The 18311-nt window shown below is 58.5% G+C and carries 20 protein-coding genes; 9 read left to right on the forward strand and 11 right to left on the reverse strand.

Annotated features, from left to right (window positions below; translation table 11 throughout):
* Positions 1–6: 6 nt before the first annotated feature.
* The 3 genes from L6D82_RS21600 to L6D82_RS21610 are packed head-to-tail and all read right to left on the reverse strand — an operon-like array spanning position 7 to position 1893.
* Positions 7–1026 (reverse strand): AbrB family transcriptional regulator, encoded by a 1020-nt coding sequence (locus tag L6D82_RS21600; RefSeq protein WP_236191538.1) that lies wholly within the window; start codon positions 1024–1026, stop codon positions 7–9.
* Positions 1027–1065: 39 nt separating this feature from the next.
* A complete protein-coding gene (locus L6D82_RS21605; protein ID WP_085748288.1) occupies positions 1066–1488 on the reverse strand; it encodes an HD domain-containing protein in 423 nt (140 codons plus the stop codon).
* Positions 1489–1503: 15 nt separating this feature from the next.
* Positions 1504–1893 carry a hypothetical protein gene (locus L6D82_RS21610; protein ID WP_236191587.1) on the reverse strand — a complete coding sequence of 130 codons (390 nt, stop codon included), beginning with the start codon at positions 1891–1893 and terminating at the stop codon, positions 1504–1506.
* A 162-nt stretch (positions 1894–2055) separates the two neighbouring features.
* On the opposite strand from L6D82_RS21610, the gene L6D82_RS21615 reads away from it, so the two are divergent.
* Complete coding sequence (locus tag L6D82_RS21615; protein ID WP_236191540.1) at positions 2056–2487, forward strand: hypothetical protein; 432 nt, start codon at positions 2056–2058, stop codon at positions 2485–2487.
* Positions 2488–2556: 69 nt separating this feature from the next.
* On the opposite strand, the gene L6D82_RS21620 is transcribed toward L6D82_RS21615, so the two are convergent.
* The gene (locus L6D82_RS21620; protein ID WP_085748285.1) at positions 2557–2970 is read right to left on the reverse strand and encodes a hypothetical protein; all 414 of its coding nucleotides are present in this window, start codon (positions 2968–2970) and stop codon (positions 2557–2559) included.
* Positions 2971–3031: 61 nt separating this feature from the next.
* Complete coding sequence (locus L6D82_RS21625) at positions 3032–3457, reverse strand: hypothetical protein (protein ID WP_085613026.1); 426 nt, start codon at positions 3455–3457, stop codon at positions 3032–3034.
* A gap of 588 nt (positions 3458–4045) precedes the next feature.
* Between L6D82_RS21625 and L6D82_RS21630 the strand changes: the two genes are divergently transcribed.
* Positions 4046–4327: a fructose-bisphosphate aldolase gene (locus tag L6D82_RS21630; protein ID WP_236191542.1), complete on the forward strand. Its 282-nt coding sequence runs from the start codon at positions 4046–4048 to the stop codon at positions 4325–4327.
* Positions 4328–4583: 256 nt separating this feature from the next.
* Positions 4584–4946 carry a hypothetical protein gene (locus L6D82_RS21635; protein ID WP_103386518.1) on the forward strand — a complete coding sequence of 121 codons (363 nt, stop codon included), beginning with the start codon at positions 4584–4586 and terminating at the stop codon, positions 4944–4946.
* A 1159-nt stretch (positions 4947–6105) separates the two neighbouring features.
* Here the strand turns inward: L6D82_RS21635 and L6D82_RS21645 are convergent.
* From L6D82_RS21645 to L6D82_RS21660, 4 genes are all read right to left on the reverse strand, one after another.
* Positions 6106–6654, reverse strand: a complete 549-nt coding sequence (locus L6D82_RS21645; RefSeq protein ID WP_011333561.1) for a cupin domain-containing protein — start codon at positions 6652–6654, stop codon at positions 6106–6108.
* Positions 6655–7014: 360 nt separating this feature from the next.
* Positions 7015–8298, reverse strand: a complete 1284-nt coding sequence (locus tag L6D82_RS21650) for an NAD(P)/FAD-dependent oxidoreductase (RefSeq protein ID WP_236191545.1) — start codon at positions 8296–8298, stop codon at positions 7015–7017.
* Positions 8299–8350: 52 nt separating this feature from the next.
* A complete protein-coding gene (locus tag L6D82_RS21655) occupies positions 8351–9841 on the reverse strand; it encodes an aldehyde dehydrogenase (protein WP_134023043.1) in 1491 nt (496 codons plus the stop codon).
* A 258-nt stretch (positions 9842–10099) separates the two neighbouring features.
* Positions 10100–11476, reverse strand: coding sequence for a glutamine synthetase family protein (locus L6D82_RS21660; RefSeq protein WP_011333558.1), 1377 nt, complete (start codon positions 11474–11476; stop codon positions 10100–10102).
* Positions 11477–11758: 282 nt separating this feature from the next.
* Here L6D82_RS21660 and L6D82_RS21665 point away from each other — a divergent pair, with 282 nt between their 5' ends.
* The 5 genes from L6D82_RS21665 to L6D82_RS21685 all read left to right on the forward strand — a co-directional run bounded on the left by L6D82_RS21665 (position 11759) and on the right by L6D82_RS21685 (position 16841).
* Positions 11759–12520 (forward strand): gamma-glutamyl-gamma-aminobutyrate hydrolase family protein, encoded by a 762-nt coding sequence (locus L6D82_RS21665; protein WP_102687367.1) that lies wholly within the window; start codon positions 11759–11761, stop codon positions 12518–12520.
* A gap of 219 nt (positions 12521–12739) precedes the next feature.
* The gene (gene potA / locus L6D82_RS21670) at positions 12740–13882 is read left to right on the forward strand and encodes a polyamine ABC transporter ATP-binding protein (RefSeq protein WP_236191547.1); all 1143 of its coding nucleotides are present in this window, start codon (positions 12740–12742) and stop codon (positions 13880–13882) included.
* Positions 13879–14793, forward strand: coding sequence for an ABC transporter permease subunit (locus tag L6D82_RS21675; RefSeq protein ID WP_064595393.1), 915 nt, complete (start codon positions 13879–13881; stop codon positions 14791–14793). The genes potA and L6D82_RS21675 overlap by 4 nt, the downstream gene beginning before the upstream one ends.
* Positions 14790–15674, forward strand: coding sequence for an ABC transporter permease subunit (locus tag L6D82_RS21680; protein WP_236191548.1), 885 nt, complete (start codon positions 14790–14792; stop codon positions 15672–15674). The genes L6D82_RS21675 and L6D82_RS21680 overlap by 4 nt, the downstream gene beginning before the upstream one ends.
* Before the next feature lie 69 nt (positions 15675–15743).
* Positions 15744–16841 (forward strand): polyamine ABC transporter substrate-binding protein, encoded by a 1098-nt coding sequence (locus L6D82_RS21685; protein ID WP_007957121.1) that lies wholly within the window; start codon positions 15744–15746, stop codon positions 16839–16841.
* Between the two features lie 259 nt (positions 16842–17100).
* Here the strand turns inward: L6D82_RS21685 and thpR are convergent, their stop codons facing one another.
* The gene (gene thpR / locus L6D82_RS21690; protein WP_236191555.1) at positions 17101–17640 is read right to left on the reverse strand and encodes an RNA 2',3'-cyclic phosphodiesterase; all 540 of its coding nucleotides are present in this window, start codon (positions 17638–17640) and stop codon (positions 17101–17103) included.
* 107 nt (positions 17641–17747) lie between these two features.
* Here thpR and L6D82_RS21695 point away from each other — a divergent pair, with 107 nt between their 5' ends.
* Entirely contained in the window at positions 17748–17942 is a 195-nt protein-coding gene (locus L6D82_RS21695) for a hypothetical protein (RefSeq protein ID WP_007957125.1), read from the forward strand.
* Positions 17943–17957: 15 nt separating this feature from the next.
* On the opposite strand, the gene L6D82_RS21700 is transcribed toward L6D82_RS21695, so the two are convergent.
* The gene (locus tag L6D82_RS21700) at positions 17958–18311 is read right to left on the reverse strand and encodes a DUF1428 domain-containing protein (RefSeq protein WP_085748278.1); all 354 of its coding nucleotides are present in this window, start codon (positions 18309–18311) and stop codon (positions 17958–17960) included.

Below are 18311 nucleotides of genomic sequence, written 5' to 3' on the forward strand. Positions count from 1 at the left end.
CTTGGATCACGCCCCTTCCCGCACCCGCCGAACCTGCACCAACAACGCCGGTGCAAAGTGCAACACCACCATTCGCGCCAGATGGTGAGTCAGGATAAACACCACATTCAGCCCGCCCGCGAACGCCACAATCGCGATGGTTTCGATGGCCCCCGGCATGTAGGCGAGCCACAGCGACAACGCATCGCTGCCCAGCAACCGTGCCGCCGCCAATGCAAAAACCGCCGCGACCAGAATCATCAAACCCACCGAGACCAGTGCCGTGCGGCCATGACGTCCCAGTTCCGCGAGGCCAAGTCCCTGGAATCGCGAACCGATCCGCACACCCAGAATCAGCGCCGCCAGATTCAGGCTCCAATCCGGCATGTGAAAGCCCTGCAGCCATCCTGATTTCACGAATACGGCGGTGATGATGATTGCCGTCAACATGAACGGCGCCGGCACGCCAACGGCCAGCAGCAAACGCCCGACCACCACGCTCAAACCGATCACCGACAGCACGGTCAACGCCATGCCCGTCGACAGCGGCTCGACCTCGGCCACGTCAACCGGTGCCGTTCCGGGAATCAGCAAACTCACCAGCACCGTGATCAGCAGCAGCCGCATCAAGTGCACGATGATCACCTTGCTCGACGCCTGATGCGATTCCAGCAAATCGAACACCGCCGCCAGCGCGCCCGGATACACCGCCAGCAAGGCATCCGTTCGATTCCACCCTGCCCCGCGCGACAGCCACCACGCGGCCAGCGCCACTTGCACTGCCAGGCACAGCAGCAACACGCCGAGGCTCGGCAACATCGTCGAAACGGTCGCGCTGTCCCACGCTTCGAACATCAACCCGGTGGCGATGCCCAGCGTGACCTGGATGTAGCCCAGGCCATAGGGCGTTGCCGGCACGATGCCGAATCTGGTGACTACAAGCGCGGTGACAAGGATCGAGCCCAACAGCAAACCGTGGGGCACGCCTTCGAATTGCAACAGTGCGCCGAAGCCGGCAGCAATCGCCAAACACAGAATGGATTTCATGGTCGCCTTCCTGGCTATTCAAGGTGCTTTTCAGTTAGGTCAGGCGCGCAGCCGTCCAATCGCCCGCCGATATTTTTCGATCCGCTCCAGATCCTCCCAGCTCGGCGAGGCAATCCGCGACAGGTCGCTGTTTTCTTCCAGATCCGCCAGTTTCACCACCCGCCCGATCGGGTTCTGCGCCGCCCGCTCGACGAAGTCCTCGTAGGATTCGCCGGGCACTTTGGTCACCGATTCGATGGCGGACAAAACGGATTCGCTGAAGCCTTCCTTGCGCAAATCCTCCAGGCTGATGCCGCAGTCCTCGACCACATCGTGCAGCACCGCAACGATGCGCTCTTCCAGGCTGTTCATGCGCAGCATGACTTTAAGCGGATGCAAAATGTACGGCGCGCCGCCCTTGTCCACCTGCCCCGCGTGGGCCGTGGCGGCAATGGCGATGGCGCGTTCCAGTGTCTGAGTCATAGGGGTTTCCTCGGGTCAGACGCCGTACCGGCCGCCAATATAGAAGTGGCGCTTGAACCAGCGCCCAATCGCCTGCAAACGCCCAGTTGGCTGCGCCGGCTCGGCATAGCGCTGGAGAATCAGCGAGACCAGATCAGCCTGACTCTCCCCCGAATGCGCGTCCATCAATTCGGCTACCCAGGCACAACCGGACTTCTTCAAATGCTCACACCATTCGCCGGGCCAGCCATCCAGCTCATCCAGCGCCAACCACCGCGCACCACCCTGCTCGACATGCCCGCCGCCAATCGATTGCTCGAAACAGAACGGCGTCGCCGGTCGGGACAGGTCGATGCTGAAGATGTAGATGTCCTGGGTTTTGTGCTGCGGCGTGGGGGCGTTGTTGTGGCTGCCGATTTGAATCATGTGCACTGTTCCAATCCTTGGGTGCTAGGTGTGTCCGATTGTTTCTCACTCTGTGCGCCCGGCGCAAATCAAAATCCTGATGGAACCTCCCGCGCCCGCCCAACCTCGAAACCATAAGCGCCCCGCACTCGATCAAACACGGCGCCATAGGAGAGTTCCGCGATGAACATCCGACTGTTGCTCCTAATCGCCACCTTCAGCTTCATCCCCACCTGCGTCATGGCCGAGGGCTGCGACGTCAAGACCCGCTCCTCCAGCCCCTCGGTGCCCGCCGTCGAGACGCACAGCTGCTACGAATACGAAGGCATGCCGGTCAACGCCATCGACTGGTCATGCAGCAACGAAAGCAAGGACATGCTCAATAGCAGCAAAACCAAAGTCGAACACTGCGCCGACCACTATCAGGCCTCGTGTATCGCCACCCTCACTCAGGAATCCCTGGCCAACCCGCACTCCACCAGCAAGGACAAAAACGCCAAGGCCCTGAACATTCCGGACAGCGCGCAAGTGACCACCTATTACTACGACGTGGAGCATCTGGCGCAGGCGCGGATTGATTGCCAGAACGGGGGTGGGCATTGGAAGGCGAAATAACGGCGTTCAAGCGCGCATGAAAAAGGGACACCGATGGGTGTCCCTTTTGGTTCTAGATGGCGGGTGGATTCAGCGTTTCATGGCCTCACACTGACTGCGCAGATCATGATCGCCAATTGACGAACAACTACTGCCCTTCTTCGCTTCACAAAACGCCCGCTGGTCATGATCACCAATGCTTGAACATGAACTGCCTTTCTCCGCTTCACAGGCCGCGCGCAGGTCGTGATCGCCGATGGAAGAACAACTGCTGCCCTTTTTGGCTTCGCAATAAGCGCGCTGGTCATGGTCGCCAATGCTTGAGCACGAACTGCCTTTCTCAGCTTCGCAGGCCGAACGCAAATCGTGGGCGCCGATGGAAGAACAACTGCTGCCTTCCTCCCTGGCCTGGCAGTAACTGCGTTTGTCGTGATCACTGATGCTGGAGCAACTGGCGGAAACGTAACCGCTGAACAGCAACAACATCGCAAGAATCAGTTTCATCTCACACTTCCTTGGGCTTGCCGGAAAACAGCCGGCACTGGGTGACGCAATCAAAACCAGATCAGCGCTTCATGGCCTCACACCGCGCACGCAAATCATGGTTGTCGATATTCCCGCAACTACTGCCGCCCGTGGTGGCATTGCAGTAGGCACGCTGGTCATGATCATCGATGTTGCCGCAGGAACTGCCACCCTGCTCCGCGTTGCACCGCGCACGCAGGTCATGATCATCGATGTTGCCGCAACTGCTGCCGCTCTTTTTGGCATTGCAATAGGCGCGCTGGTCATGGTCGTCAATGTTGCCGCAGGAACTGCCGCCCTGCTCCGCGTTACACGCCGCCCGCAGGTCGTGATTATCGATGTTGCCGCAACTGCTGCCGCTCTCCCTTGCATTGCAATAGGCACGCTGATCGTGGTCATCAATGTTGCCGCAACTGGCAAAGCTGTAGCCGCTGAACATCAACAACATTGCGAGTAATAGTCTCATCACACACTTCCATGGTTGACCAGGAACCAGCCTGGCACTGCTTGAGCCGATGAATGAGCGTCGCGACACGCCATCAAATTGACATCGGTTTTGAGGAAAGTTCCGGGGCGGGGATGTGTGATGATTTTTTTGATCTTAAAACGCCGTAGGAAATTGCTCCGCGTGGTGAGGGGGCTTGTTCTTGTGTGGCTGCGAAGAGGGCCGAAACCTGGCTAGTCATTTTCCCCTGATACTCCGCAGCCTTTGATTTACGCCAGTTACGCCGCCGAACGCGAGCGAACTCTATGGCCAGACGTGGTGATTCCACGTCCTACAGGCTGATTGCGACAGCAGGGAGCGGTGCCTAGAGTGGGTCTGTCGCCGAACGAATTTGGCGATAGGGTTTCGCAGCCCTTAAGATTGATACCCTGTTCCGTCTGGCACGGCCGACTCCCGGCTGCGCAAATTTTATGGCGGTTGTGCGTGGGAGACCTTCGGGTCTGCCGGGTCTTGGTGTTAGTCCTCCGGTCTGCGAACCCGCGCATAGCTGCCACCCATTTTGTTTCGCAGCAGAACGGTGGCAATTCTTCTCATTAAAGGATTAGCACCATGGCGAACAAAAAACCGCTCTACTACTGCGCTGACATGTCCTATCCGGCTTCGGATCACCCTGTCCTGCTGATTAATGCCGAAGCCCCCTTAAGTGACCTACATGCCTGCGCATCCGAACGCCTTGAGGCAGTCCTCAAGTATCTGGATCTCATGGCGTGCACTAGCCTCCCCGACCATTCCGAACACGACATCAGCACCATCACCACGATCGCGAGGATCTTGGTGCAGGACGTTAGGGATGTATTTCGGGTAATTGGGCAACGAGCAATTGAATTCTGACCCAAGCGCTCTGCCCCCCCTTTGAAACCATAAAAAACCGCGATACCGCGGTTTTTTAGTCCCTTGGATGGGTCGGAGTAAAAACTCAGTCGCAAAGTCGGCTGAGCCTCCGCCGGCTATCGACTTTGGTCTCAGCGTCTTCCACTGACAAAAACTTAGTGGCACTCTGACATCCAGCAATTGATCGGTGTACTGAGGATCTTCGATCCTGATCAGCGACAATCACGGCAACAGTGGACTAGGGAAGGATATCTCCATGAAAAAACTGCTCTTCATTCTCACACTCTTCAGTTCATTCTCTTGCACCGCCGCGACAATTCTCAATCCGATGGATTTCGACGGTTCAGAAGCACAGAAACAACAGGTCATTGATTCCATCACCGCAACGGTGAGGAAGGATTACTGCGAAAAAATCGACATGTGTCAGGAAAGCACTCTTCGCATGATGGAAAAGAAGAATCTTGACTCCTTCAAAGAAGCGACTAAAGCCACAGATCGAAAAATAATGAACGCAGTGATTCATGACTACTGCGAGAAAATTGACATGTGTAATTACAGCACTATATGGATGATGTATAAGAAAAATTTTGAAGCCAAGAACAAAAGCCTTACATGGTAGTTAAAGTAATAACTTAAAGGTGACAGACCTATAAAACCCCACATAAATAAATCCGTCACCTTTTCTGGTCACTTTTTCTGAAGCACCTCAATAACTCATCACCAAACTGATAAACCATGAAAAAGAAAACAAGAAACAAAAATCAAAGATGACAGACTCGTAAAAAAATCTGTCACCTTTTTGCCATTTTCACTCCTCGGGAAAGGATACCTTTAAGTCAATGTCAAACCACATACAACTAAATAGCGACTTCATAACAACCATTGAAGAAGTAAAATTTTTATTTAAAATAACTGGATTTTTTGCCAATCTCATTGACAGAAATGAACGCCAGGGAATTTTTCGAACAATCAATTCAACAAAAAGCGTTGAAATAGGCCGACTACAACGAGAGCTAATTCTGCTCGATGAGCAAATTGGATATTATTACCCTTACCCTCGACATGAAAGATTACGCAGACACGAGGAACCACGACTACGCTCAGAAATATGGAAGTGGCTTTCTTATGACAAAATCGAGGAAATAATCCCCATATACGACGACTATATCGCACTCGCGACGCAGGGCTGGATAATCCAGCCTCATCACATCCCGAATATAATAGATCTAATATGCGTACCAAAATCGTCAAATGGGTTAGACATCGAGAATCACGAATTCGGATATCACTTCCACTATGGAAAAATTCAAAAAGACAAACTGATACGCAGTGATCTACTATTGACTTTCAAACCCACCCCGGAAGCTGGCGAACAAAACCCAAACTATCCACACCTTTACGCTGAAAGCCATGGCAGCGGTTATAGACTAAACATGGAAGTAATAGGAAACAACAAAAGAAAACCAATTTATCTCGTATGCCGTCTTCTGCTTGAAAAAAAGAACAGAAGGGATTTCAAAACCCCAGGTAGCAAATCATCAGTCTTTTATAGAAATACTTGAAAGGCGACAGCTACGAAGACTCCCAGCCTATATTTTTCCGCTACTCCAAAAAATAAATCAATCAATCGAGACCAAAAACCAAACGCTTTCTAAAGATCCGGAATTCACTGAACACATCCGACAATCAGAAGAGAGCATTTAAATTTCCCAACAACCGAAGAATAGAAGGTGCGCAAGTAACGCAGTTCTGCGCACCTTTAAAATAGTTCGACAACCTCAAAAATTCGCCGGCGTATTCGCACTAATAATCTCCGCCTCATCCGCCCCGATATTCCGGAACTTGTGCGGTAGCGTCGTCGGAAAATAATACCCGTCCCCCGCACTCAACACGCTCACCTGCCCATCCACCGTCAACTCCACCGTGCCGCGCGTCACCAGCCCGCACTCTTCACCTTCCGCGTGAACAATCGGCTCTTCCCCCGAACTCGCGCCCGGTGCGTATTGCTCGCGCAGCAGGCGCATCTGGCGGCTTGGGACCGAGGCGCCGATCAGGAGCAGGCGCAGGCCGTGGCGGCCGAGGTCGGGTTGTTCGTTGGCGCGGAAGACGTATTGGTGTTCGCGGGGGGGCTGGTCGAAGGTGAAGAAGTCGGCCAGGGACATCGGGATGCCTTCGAGCAGCTTTTTCAGTGAGCTGACGGAAGGACTGACACGATTCTGTTCGATCAGGGAGATGGTGGCATTGGTCACGCCGCTACGCCGGGCCAGCTCGCGCTGGGAGAGTTTGTAGCTTTCGCGTACTAGTTTGAGTCGAGAACCCGTATCCATGACAGCCTTATGTGAGAACGACTTAAGGGTAATGGGGGTGGGTGGCGGGTGCCGCGCAGGTCGCGCGGATCACGTTGCTCCCGTGTCCCGGAACCGTGAAAGGCGGCTATTAAATCACGTTTGTCGGTGTTGCTCAGCAGGTTCGATGGACGGTGGGTGAAAAGAGCCTGCTGGTGGTAATTGCGGGTCAGGCACAAGACCTGTGGGAGCGAGCTTGCTCGCGATTGGGCGGCACATTCAACATCCCTTTTGCTGATAGGCCGCTTTCGCGAGCAAGCTCGCTCCCACAGGGTTTGTGGTGTTGCGAGTCATGTGAAAAAACCGGCGGTGCCTGTGCGGGGACACCGCCGGGGAGGTAACTCAGATGCCGAAACGGTCGCGCAGCGAGTAGTACACGGCGCCGAGGGCGGTCAGTGGCGCGGAGAAGGTGCGGCCGCCGAGCATCGGCATGTGTGGCAGGGAGGCGAAGGCGTCGAAGCGTTCGGCGTCGCCGCGGATCATTTCCGAGATCAGTTTGCCGGCCAGGTGCGAGCACGTGACGCCGTGGCCGCTGTAGCCCTGCATGTAGTAGGCGTTTTTCTCGATGCGGCCGAATTGCGGCATGCGTGACATGGTCAGCAGGAAGTTGCCGGTCCAGCGGTAATCGATTTTCACGTCCTTGAGCTGCGGGAAGGTCTTGAGGATCTTCGGGCGGATCAGGGTTTCGATGTCGTCCGGTTCACGGGCGCCGTAGACCACGCCGCCGCCGTAGAGCAGACGGTTGTCGGCGGTGAGGCGGTAGTAGTCGAGCAGGTAGTTGCAGTCTTCGACGCAGTAGTTGTTGGTGATCAGGCTGCGGGCCTGTTTTTCGGTCAACGGTTCGGTGACGCAGATCTGCGAGCCGCACGGCATGCTCTTGGCGGTCACGCGGTTGTCGAGGCCTTGCGGCAGGTAGGCGTTGCCGGCGATCAGCAGGTACTTGGCGCGGACCTGACCTTTGGCGGTGCGCACGACGTTGGGCTCGCCGTATTTGATTTCCACGGCAGCGGACTGCTCGTAGATCTTGCCGCCCAGACGCACGATGGCAGCCGCTTCACCGAGTGCCAGGTTCAGCGGGTGAATGTGGCCGCCCTGCACGTCCAGCAGACCGCCGACGTAGGCGTCGGAGCCGACTTCGCGGCGGATGTCCGCCGCGTCGAGCATCTTCAGGTTTTTATTGCCGTAACGTTCCCAGCTACGTTTTTGTTCGGCCAGGCCGTTCAATTGTTTCTTGTTCATCGCTGCGAAGATGCCGCCCGGGCGGTAGTCGCACTTGATGTCGTATTCCTTGATGCGCGAACGGATGATGTCGGCGCCTTCGAAAATCATGCTGCCGAGGATTTCAGCAGTCTTGTCGCCGTAGCGCTCTTCGATCACGTCGACGTCGCGGCTGTAGGAGTTGACCAGTTGACCGCCGTTGCGACCGCTGGCGCCATAGCCGACTTTCGCCGCTTCCAGCACCGTCACCTTGTAGCCGGCTTCGCTCAGGAACAGTGCCGAGGACAGGCCGGTGTAGCCGGCGCCGATGATGCAGACATCGCACTCCACCGACTCTTCGAGGATCGGGAAATCGATCACTTCGTTGCGGGTGGCGGCGTAGTAGCTGTTCACGTGTTGTTGTTTCATTTTTTTATTCTCCGAGGGTCGCCGGTTGCAGGCGACCACCGCTGTAAAAGAGTCAGAGCTTGATCCAGGTCGCTTTCAGCTCGGTGTACTTGTCGAACGCGTGCAGCGATTTGTCGCGACCGTTGCCCGACTGTTTGAAGCCACCGAACGGCGCGGTCATGTCGCCGCCGTCGTACTGGTTGACCCACACGCTGCCGGCGCGCAGGCCACGGGCGAAGGTGTGGGCCTTGCTCAGATTGCTGGTCCAGACCCCGGCGGCGAGGCCGAAGATGCTGTCGTTGGCGATGTGCAACGCTTCTTCAACGGTGTCGAAGGTGATCAGCGACAGCACCGGGCCGAAGATTTCTTCCTTGGCGATGGTCATGGCGTTGGTCACACCGTCAAAAATAGTCGGCTCGATGTAGGTGCCGCCGGTTTCTTCGAGGGTGCGCTGACCGCCGGCGATCAGCTCGGCGCCCTGCTCCCGACCGATGCTGATATAGCGCAGCACGTTGTCCAGTTGACGCTGATCGACCACGGCGCCGACGGTGGTCGCCGGATCGAGGGCGTGGCCCGGTTTCCACGCTTGCAGCGCTTCCACCAGCAGCGGGATGAATTGCTCGCGGATTGAACGCTCCACCAGCAGGCGCGAGCCGGCGGTGCAGACTTCGCCCTGGTTGAACGCAATGGCGCCGGCCGCCGCTTGTGCTGCCGCGCGCAAGTCCGGTGCGTCGGCAAACACCACGTTCGGGCTCTTGCCCCCCGCTTCGAGCCAGACGCGTTTCATGTTGCTTTGGCCGGCATAAATCATCAGTTGCTTGGCAATCGCCGTGGAGCCGGTGAAGGCCAGCACGTCGACGTCCATATGCAACGCCAACGCCTTGCCGACGGTATGGCCGAAGCCTGGCAGGACGTTGAACACGCCTTTCGGAATGCCCGCGTCCAGCGCAAGCTGCGCGATGCGGATCGCGGTCAGCGGGGATTTTTCCGAAGGTTTGAGGATGAACGAGTTACCCGCCGCCAATGCCGGGGCAAATTTCCAGCTGGCCATGATCAGCGGGAAGTTCCACGGCACGATCGCAGCAACTACGCCGGACGGCTCGCGAGTGACCAGACCGAGTTGATCGTGCGGGGTGGCGGCGACTTCGTCGTAGATCTTGTCGATGGCTTCGGCGCTCCAGCGGATCGCGTTGGCGGTCGCCGGGATGTCGATGCTCATCGAGTCGCTGATCGGTTTGCCCATGTCGAGGGTTTCGAGCAGCGCCAGTTCTTCCTGGTGTTGCAGGATCAGATCGGCGAAGCGAATCAGGATGCGCTTGCGCTCGGTCGGGGGCTTGTTGGCCCACACGCCGGAGTTGAAGGATTGGCGCGCGGCCTCGACGGCGAGGTTGGCGTCGGCTTCATCGGTGCTGGCGACGGAGGCCAGGAAACGGCCGTCTACGGGGCTCAGGCATTCGAAGGTGTCGCCGCTGATGGCCGGACGGTATTCGCCATTGATGAAGGCGCGGGATTCGAGGGTCAGGGACTGGAAGCGTTGTTCCCAGTCGTTGCGGGTCGTTGTCATGGTGGTGGCTCGACGCGGGGGAATTTGGGGGTGTCTGGTGTGTGTTCGACTTGAGATGGCTGCCCTCACCCTAGCCCTCTCCCGGGGGGAGAGGGGACCGACCGAAGTGTCTCGGGAGATGCACCGACTTGAACGACCGAGTTGAATATGGATTCGGTAAAAATCGTTCAGGTCGGCGGATTTCCCGAGCATCCCCCGGTCAGTCCCCTCTCCCTCCGGGAGAGGGTTAGGGTGAGGGGCTCTTGGCTTTTTAGGGCCTCACACCGTATGCAGATACCAGTTGTACTCAAGGTCAGAGATCGAGTTCTCGAACTCGGCCAGCTCGCTTTCCTTGCACGCGACAAATACGTCGATGTACATCGGATCGATGTAGCGGGCCATGACTTCGCTGTCGTCCAGCTCACGCAGGGCGTCGCGCAGGTTGTTCGGCAGGCTCTGTTCGTTCTGCTCGTAGCTGTTGCCTTCGACCGGGGCGCCCGGCTCGATTTCGTTGGTCAGGCCGTGGTGAATACCGGCCAGCACGGAAGCCATCAGCAGGTACGGGTTGGCGTCAGCACCGGCTACGCGATGCTCGATGCGCACGGCGTCCGGCGAACCGGTCGGCACGCGGACGGCCACGGTGCGATTGTCAATGCCCCAGCTCGGCGAGTTCGGTACGTAGAACTGCGCGCCAAAGCGGCGGTACGAGTTGACGTTCGGGCACAGGAAGGCCATTTGCGCAGGCAGGGTCTCCAGCACACCGCCGATCGCGTGACGTAGCGCGGCGTTCTGCTCGGGATCCTCGCTGGCGAAGATGTTGTTGCCTTCTTTGTCCAGGATCGAAATGTGCACGTGCAGACCGTTGCCCGCCTGGCCCGGATACGGCTTGGCCATGAAGGTGGTGTCCATCTCGTGGTCGTAGGCGATGTTCTTCACCAGACGCTTGAGCAGGACGGCGTAGTCGCACGCCTTGATCGGATCGGAGACGTGGTGCAGGTTGACTTCGAACTGCGCCGGGGCGCTTTCCTTGACGATGGCGTCGGCAGGAATGCCCTGCTCTTTCGCGCCTTCGAGGATGTCTTGCAGGCAGTCGACGTATTCGTCGAGGTCGTCGATCAGATAAACCTGGGTCGACACCGGACGCTTGCCCGACACCGGCGAACGCGGCGATTGCGGACGGCCGTTCACATTGTCCTGGTCGATCAGGTAGAACTCGAGTTCGAACGCGGCGCAGATGGTCAGGCCCAGTGCGTCGAACTTGCGCACCACGTTGGCCAGTACTTCACGCGGGTCGGCGAAGAACGGCTCGCCTTCCAGCTCGTGCATGGTCATCAGCAGTTGCGCGGTCGGACGCTTCTGCCAAGGCTCGATGCTCAGGGTGCCGGGGATCGGGTAGCAGATACGGTCGGCGTCGCCGATGTCCAGGCCCAGGCCGGTGCTTTCCACCGTGGAGCCATTGATGTCGAGGGCAAAGAGCGAGGCCGGCAGGTTGATGCCTTTCTCGTAAACCTTGTGAAGACTGGTGCGCTCGATGCGCTTGCCGCGCACCACACCGTTCATGTCTGCAATCAGAAGGTCGACGTACAAAACCTCAGGATGTTTCTTAAGGAATGCGTTTGCTTCGTTGAGTTGAACGGCACGCAGAGGGACCGACATGATGCACCTATTTAGCTGTTAATTATTATGTTCACTGCTGTTTCGCCGAGCCAGTCAACCCGAACGGCAAAGTGAAGTCAATAGCGAACACAGGGCCGCTCAGCGTTTATTTTTCGGGCTTTTTTTAACACTCTCGTGCCAATACATGCGCCAGAGCCCCGGTCTTGATGAAGATTTGATGAACGGCGTTTAGAATTTTTTACATGGGAGTTGTTAATTAAAATCAACGAGGCTAAGCTCCGGAAAAGCTCGTTCAAGTGTCAAACTTCGAGGTGAATAAAAATGGCATTCAAGCCATTGATCGGCGTTACTGCGTGCGTCAAACAGATTGGCCTGCACCCCTATCACATCAGCGGCGACAAGTACGTTCGCGCTGTCAGCGTTGCGGCGCTGGGGTTGCCCGTCGTCATTCCTTCCCTTGGCAAACTGACTGAAATCGAAGACCTGCTGGGTCAGCTCGACGGTCTGTTGCTGACCGGCTCGCCGTCCAACGTGGAACCTTTCCACTATCAGGGCCCGGACAGCGCTCCCGGCACGGATCACGATCCGGCGCGGGATGCCACTACCCTTCCTTTATTGCGTGCAGCCATCGCGGCGGGCGTTCCGGTACTCGGTATCTGCCGGGGCTTCCAGGAAATGAACGTAGCGTTCGGCGGCAGCCTGCACCAGAAGGTGCATGAGTTGCCGGGCATGCTCGATCACCGCGAAGCCGACAGCCCGGATGTCGCCGTGCAATACGCCCCGGCCCATGCCGTGACGGTGCTGCCCGGTGGCGTGTTCGAAGCGCTGGAGCTGCCAGGTGAATTCCAGGTCAACTCGATTCACAGTCAGGGCATCGACCGCCTCGCTCCCGGCCTGCGCGCCGAAGCCGTGGCACCGGATGGCCTGATCGAGGCGGTCTCGGTAGAGCACAGCCCGACCTTCGCCCTCGGCGTGCAATGGCACCCGGAATGGCAAGTGCTGGACAACCCGAACTACCTGCGGATTTTCCAGGCATTCGGCGAGGCTTGCCGCCAGCGTGCGGCGCGACGCAACCAGCGCTGACGCCACCCAACGATTGCAAAACCATTTACTGCCCCCGCGGGGTCGGCGGCTGCGCGTTTGCGCATCCGTCATCCGCGATCAGCAACACACCGCGAAAACAAAAAGCACCACCCGGCAGCCAGGACGGCGGCGCCGAACAACCCGCACGGTGCGGGTCTGCAATCCACTCTTAAGCCAGGCCGCGTTGGCCCGGCGACTGAAACCTGTTGGGAGTTTCACATGGCAAACGCCTCCAGCACTTACAGGAAGGCTCTTGAAGGTCATCAGCAACCGAAAAAGGTTCTGGTGAAGGTCGATCGAGTTACCAAGAAGTTCGACGAAACCACTGCGGTGGACGATGTGTCCCTGGAGATCCATCAGGGCGAAATCTTCGCCCTGCTCGGCGGCTCCGGCTCGGGCAAATCGACCTTGCTGCGCATGCTCGCCGGTTTCGAACGGCCGACTGAAGGACGCATTCTGCTCGACGGTGTCGACATCACCGACATGCCGCCGTACGAGCGGCCGATCAACATGATGTTCCAGTCCTACGCCCTGTTCCCGCACATGACCGTGGCGCAGAACATCGCCTTCGGCCTCAAGCAGGACCGTTTGCCGGCCAGCGAAATCGATGCCCGCGTCGAAGAAATGCTGCGCCTCGTCCACATGACCCAATACGCCAAGCGCCGCCCGCATCAACTGTCCGGCGGCCAGCGTCAGCGCGTGGCCCTCGCCCGCTCCCTGGCCAAGCGTCCGAAGCTGTTGCTGCTCGACGAACCGATGGGCGCGCTGGATAAAAAGCTGCGTTCGCAGATGCAGCTGGAACTGGTGGAAATCATCGAGCGCGTCGGCGTGACCTGCGTGATGGTGACCCACGACCAGGAAGAGGCCATGACCATGGCCGAGCGCATCGCGATCATGCACCTGGGCTGGATCGCCCAGATCGGCAGCCCGGTCGACATCTATGAAGCGCCGGTCAGCCGCATGGTCTGCGAATTCATCGGCAACGTGAACGCCTTCGACGGCACCGTGGTCGAGGACCTTGAAGGTCACGCGATCATTCACAGCCCGGACTTGCAGCAAAAGATATACGTCGGTCATGGCGTCAGCACTTCGGTGCAGGACAAGTCGATCACCTACGCGATCCGCCCGGAAAAAATGCTCGTCAGCACGATCAAGCCGGAGACCCGCTACAACTGGTCCGAAGGCATGGTGCATGACATCGCCTACCTCGGCGGCCACTCGGTGTTCTACGTCGAGTTGCCGAGCGGCAAGATCGTCCAGTCGTTCATGGCCAACGCCGAACGCCGTGGCGCGCGTCCGACCTGGGACGACAAGGTCTACGTCTGGTGGGAAGACGACAGCGGCGTGGTACTGCGCTCATGAGAACCTTCAATCAGCAATTCCTGCGCCTGGTGCCCAGCGGGCGAAAGTTCGTCATCGGCATCCCGTTCATCTGGCTGTTCCTGTTCTTCATGCTGCCGTTCTTTCTGGTGATGAAGATCAGCTTCTCGGAAGCCGCGCTGTCGATCCCGCCGTACTCGGAGATCTACACCTACGCCGAACAGAAATTCCAGCTGCTGCTGAACATCGGCAACTACACCCTGCTCGGCGAAGACGAGCTGTACCTGTCGGCCTACCTCGGTTCGCTGAAGGTGGCGCTGCTCAGTACGCTGATGTGTCTGGTGATCGGTTTCCCGATGGCCTACGCGATCACCAAGACCGGCAAGGAAACGCAAAACGTCCTGCTGCTGTTGATCATGATGCCGACCTGGACTGCGATCCTGATCCGCGTCTATGCATGGATGGGCATCCTCAGCAACAACGGTTTGCTCAACGCATTTTTGATGTGGACCGGGCTCACCGATCACCCGATCGAGATCCTCAACACCAACACGGCCGTGTATATCGGCGTGGTCTACGCCTACCTGCCGTTCATGGTGCTCCCGCTCTACGCCAACCTGGTGAAGCACGACGGCAGCCTGCTGGAAGCCGCGCAGGATCTGGGTTCGAGCAACTTCAACAACTTCTGGAAAATCACTGTGCCGCTGGCCAAGAACGGCATCATCGCCGGTTGCATGCTGGTGTTCATTCCGGTGGTGGGCGAGTTCGTGATTCCGGAACTGCTGGGCGGCCCGGAGACCCTGATGATCGGTCGCGTGCTGTGGCAAGAGTTCTTCAATAACCGCGACTGGCCGGTGGCGTCTGCTCTGGCGGTGGTGATGCTGTTGATCCTGATTGTGCCGATTCTGCTGTTCAACCGCAGCCAGGCCAAAGAGATGGAGGCACGGGGATGAAACGCTTCGGTTTTGCAAAGTTCATGTTGATCTTCGGCCTGACGTTCATTTATCTGCCGATGCTGATTCTGGTGATCTACTCGTTCAACGCCTCGAAACTGGTGACGGTCTGGGGCGGGTGGTCGGTGAAGTGGTATGTCGGCCTGCTCGACAACACTCAACTGATGGGCTCGGTGGTGCGCTCGCTGGAAATCGCCTGCTACACCGCGATTGCCGCCGTGGCGCTGGGCACCCTCGCCGCCTTCGTGCTGACCCGCGTAACGCGCTTCAAGGGCCGTACGCTGTTCGGTGGTCTGGTGACCGCGCCGCTGGTGATGCCCGAGGTGATCACCGGTCTGTCGCTGTTGCTGCTGTTTGTGGCGATGGCGCAACTGATCGGCTGGCCGCAGGAGCGTGGCATTGTCACGATCTGGATCGCCCACACCACGTTTTGTGCCGCTTATGTGGCGGTGGTAGTCTCCGCCCGCTTGCGCGAGCTGGACCTGTCGATCGAAGAAGCGGCGATGGATCTGGGCGCGAAACCGTTCAAGGTGTTTTTCCTGATCACCATTCCGATGATCGCGCCGTCGCTGGCGGCGGGCGGCATGATGTCGTTCGCCCTGTCGCTGGACGATCTGGTGCTGGCGAGCTTCGTGTCGGGCCCGGGGTCCACTACCCTGCCGATGGAAGTGTTCTCGGCCGTGCGTCTGGGCGTTAAGCCCGAGATCAACGCCGTGGCCAGCCTGATTCTGCTGGCGGTGTCGCTGGTGACCTTCCTGGTCTGGTACTTCGGCCGCAAGGCAGAAGCCAACCGCAAGCGGGCGATTCAGGAAGCGATGGATCAGACCGCCAACGAATCGTGGCAGCGACCGCAACCTCAACGAGTGGCAGCGACGGCCTAGGGCCGTCGCGTTTTACGGCTTTGCGCTTTGGCTTAACAGCTTTTGAATAAAAAGAATGGAGTTTCACCGATGAAAATGTTTGGCAGGACTCTGCTGACACTGTCCTTATTGGGCGCAATCGCCACGGGCGCCCAGGCCAACGACAAGGTGCTGCGCGTTTACAACTGGTCGGATTACATCGCCCCGGACACCGTCAAGAAGTTCGAGGACGAGACCGGCATCCGCGTGACCTACGATGTGTTCGACAGCAATGAAACCCTTGAGGCACGTCTGCTCGCGGGCAAATCCGGCTACGACATCGTGGTGCCGTCCAACAGTTTCCTGGCCAAGCAGATCAAGGCCGGGGTCTATCAGACTCTGGACAAATCGAAGCTGCCAAACTGGAAAAACCTCAACCCGGTGCTGCTGAAAAACGCCTCCGCCAGTGATCCGGACAACGCCCACGCGTTCCCGTACATGTGGGGCTCGATCGGCATCGGCTTCAACCCGGACAAGGTCCGCGAAGTGCTCGGCAAGAATGCGCCGACCAACTCCTGGGACCTGCTGTTCAAACCGGAAAACGCCGAGAAGCTGAAGGCCTGCGGTATCAGCTTCCTCGACTCGCCGACCGAAATGCTCCCGGCCGCCCTGCACTACCTGGGCTATCCGGTGAACGACAAGGACGTGAAGCACATCGCCGAAGCCGAAGCGCTGTTCATGAAGATCCGGCCGTCGGTGGCGTATTTCCATTCGTCGAAGTACATCTCCGATCTGGCCAACGGCAACATCTGCGTAGCGGTCGGTTACTCGGGTGACGTGCTGCAGGCCAAGGCCCGCGCGGTGGAATCGGGCAACAAGGTCGAGATCGACTACAGCATTCCCAAGGAAGGCGCCGGCAGTTTCTATGACATGGTCGCCATCCCTCGCGATGCCGCCAACGTCGAGAACGCCTACCTGTTCATGAACTTCCTGATGCGCCCGGACATCATCGCCGAAGTCACCAACAGCATCGGCTACAGCAACGCCAACGAAGCTGCGACGCCGCTGGTGGACGAAGCGATCCGCAACGACCCGGGCTCGTACCCGCCGCAAGCGGTGATGGCCACGTTGTATGCGGTGCCGGATCAGCCGATTGCCACGCAACGGATCATGACCCGGGGCTGGACACGCGTGAAACTCGGCAAGTAATGGCACCACCGATGATGATCGTTCCCACGCTCTGCGTGGGAATGCAGCCCGGGACGCTCCGCGTCCCAAAGCGGACGCAGAGCGTCCATTGAGGCATTCCCACGCGGACGGTTCGACGCCTCGACGAGGGAACGATCAGTCAGTATCGATTTCCGTTCATGCAGCGCCTTACCACCGCTGCCCCCTGCTCTGAACGGCCTCACCTGGCTTCCTCGGTTCAGGTGAATTCAGGCGCCCTCGGGCGCCTTTTTTTGTGGGCTCAGATCAGTGGCCAGTCGGCCAGCGAGCGATAGCGGCCCTTGTGGGATTCGAACAGCGCAAAGCGTTCAGCCCGCAGGAAGAACTCCGGCGGCGTGGCAGATTCCGGTTCCGGCGCCCGATAGTCCCGGGCCAGTGTCAGGTGCGGACGATACTCGCGTGTCGCCTCTTCAAACCCGAACGGCAACATTGCCTGCTCCAACGCATACACCAGTCGCAGCAATGCCTGCGGCGCCTGCTCCGGCGCCAGCGACAATACCCCGGCACGGCGCCAGACCTGCAACCGATCCAGTGAAATCCTCAGCGCCTCGCCCGGCGTGCGCACTTTTGCCGCCGCCTCGCAGACTTCGCCAATCTGCGCCAACGGCACCGCACCGAGAAACAGCAGCGTCAGATGAAAGTTGTCCGCCGGCACCGGTTTGCCGGTACGCAAACCCAGTTCGCCGCGCCACTGGGCAATCGCCTTGCGCTGCGCCGGCGGGCAGTCCAGGGCGAAGAACAGCCGCTTGAACGGTTGATCCCCGCGCGTTTCGTCCGTCATGGCCACGCTCCTTCGTTCGTCGAGATCCCTGGATTCTACACGCCCGTTTCTGGCGACTCTTGGCGTGGGGTTTATAGTTCAACGATTGCCATCAACCGGAGGACGTCATGCGCGAGATCCTCAGCAAAGAACCCTGGTGGGCCCGACCGCCGAATCCCGGACAGGATGAGAGCGAACTGGAATGGGGCTGGCTGGTGCATTACAGCGAAGGTGAGCCGCGTTTCGAATTTGTGCGCGAGCGGCCGACGGACGAGCAGATCCGCAACCGCAAAGGCTGCCGGATCACCCCGTCGGCGGAGTGACCCGGCAGCGCTGCATCAAGGCTCGAGAATGTCCTTGAAGCCACCGAAGATCATCCGCTGCCCATCGAACGGCATCGGATTGACGTCCGGCTGCATGCGCGGGTCTTCCATCATTTTCGCCATGCCGGCGTCGCGGGTGGCTTTGTCCGGCCAGACCAGCCAGCCCGCCGATACGGTTTCGCCTTCCTTGAGTTTCACCGCCATCGGGAATGAGGTGACCTTGCCGTCCGGCACGTCATCGCCCCAGCCCTGAATCACCTCCAGCGCGCCGTATTCCTTGAACAGCTTGGCGGCGATTTCGCAGTGTTTTTTGTACTGTTCGCGGTTGGCATTCGGCACGGGCGCCACGAAAACATCGATGTAAGCCAT

It is taken from the genome of Pseudomonas paraglycinae, assembly GCF_021601625.1.
Classification (GTDB): domain Bacteria; phylum Pseudomonadota; class Gammaproteobacteria; order Pseudomonadales; family Pseudomonadaceae; genus Aquipseudomonas; species Aquipseudomonas paraglycinae.

Bases quoted from the DNA above. Each gene is read 5' to 3' on its own strand.
- L6D82_RS21665 (WP_102687367.1), top strand. From the start codon at position 11,759: ATGGCATTCAAGCCATTGATCGGCGTTACTGCGTGCGTCAAACAGATT.
- L6D82_RS21630 (WP_236191542.1), top strand. From the start codon at position 4,046: ATGGCGAACAAAAAACCGCTCTACTACTGCGCTGACATGTCCTATCCG.
- thpR (WP_236191555.1), bottom strand. From the start codon at position 17,640: ATGACGGACGAAACGCGCGGGGATCAACCGTTCAAGCGGCTGTTCTTC.
- L6D82_RS21625 (WP_085613026.1), bottom strand. From the start codon at position 3,457: ATGAGACTATTACTCGCAATGTTGTTGATGTTCAGCGGCTACAGCTTT.
- L6D82_RS21675 (WP_064595393.1), top strand. From the start codon at position 13,879: ATGAGAACCTTCAATCAGCAATTCCTGCGCCTGGTGCCCAGCGGGCGA.
- L6D82_RS21700 (WP_085748278.1), bottom strand. From the start codon at position 18,311: ATGGCTTACATCGATGTTTTCGTGGCGCCCGTGCCGAATGCCAACCGC.
- L6D82_RS21645 (WP_011333561.1), bottom strand. From the start codon at position 6,654: ATGGATACGGGTTCTCGACTCAAACTAGTACGCGAAAGCTACAAACTC.
- L6D82_RS21695 (WP_007957125.1), top strand. From the start codon at position 17,748: ATGCGCGAGATCCTCAGCAAAGAACCCTGGTGGGCCCGACCGCCGAAT.
- L6D82_RS21600 (WP_236191538.1), bottom strand. From the start codon at position 1,026: ATGAAATCCATTCTGTGTTTGGCGATTGCTGCCGGCTTCGGCGCACTG.
- potA (WP_236191547.1), top strand. From the start codon at position 12,740: ATGGCAAACGCCTCCAGCACTTACAGGAAGGCTCTTGAAGGTCATCAG.
- L6D82_RS21685 (WP_007957121.1), top strand. From the start codon at position 15,744: ATGAAAATGTTTGGCAGGACTCTGCTGACACTGTCCTTATTGGGCGCA.
- L6D82_RS21680 (WP_236191548.1), top strand. From the start codon at position 14,790: ATGAAACGCTTCGGTTTTGCAAAGTTCATGTTGATCTTCGGCCTGACG.
- L6D82_RS21615 (WP_236191540.1), top strand. From the start codon at position 2,056: ATGAACATCCGACTGTTGCTCCTAATCGCCACCTTCAGCTTCATCCCC.
- L6D82_RS21610 (WP_236191587.1), bottom strand. From the start codon at position 1,893: ATGATTCAAATCGGCAGCCACAACAACGCCCCCACGCCGCAGCACAAA.
- L6D82_RS21660 (WP_011333558.1), bottom strand. From the start codon at position 11,476: ATGTCGGTCCCTCTGCGTGCCGTTCAACTCAACGAAGCAAACGCATTC.
- L6D82_RS21635 (WP_103386518.1), top strand. From the start codon at position 4,584: ATGAAAAAACTGCTCTTCATTCTCACACTCTTCAGTTCATTCTCTTGC.
- L6D82_RS21655 (WP_134023043.1), bottom strand. From the start codon at position 9,841: ATGACAACGACCCGCAACGACTGGGAACAACGCTTCCAGTCCCTGACC.
- L6D82_RS21650 (WP_236191545.1), bottom strand. From the start codon at position 8,298: ATGAAACAACAACACGTGAACAGCTACTACGCCGCCACCCGCAACGAA.
- L6D82_RS21605 (WP_085748288.1), bottom strand. From the start codon at position 1,488: ATGACTCAGACACTGGAACGCGCCATCGCCATTGCCGCCACGGCCCAC.
- L6D82_RS21620 (WP_085748285.1), bottom strand. From the start codon at position 2,970: ATGAAACTGATTCTTGCGATGTTGTTGCTGTTCAGCGGTTACGTTTCC.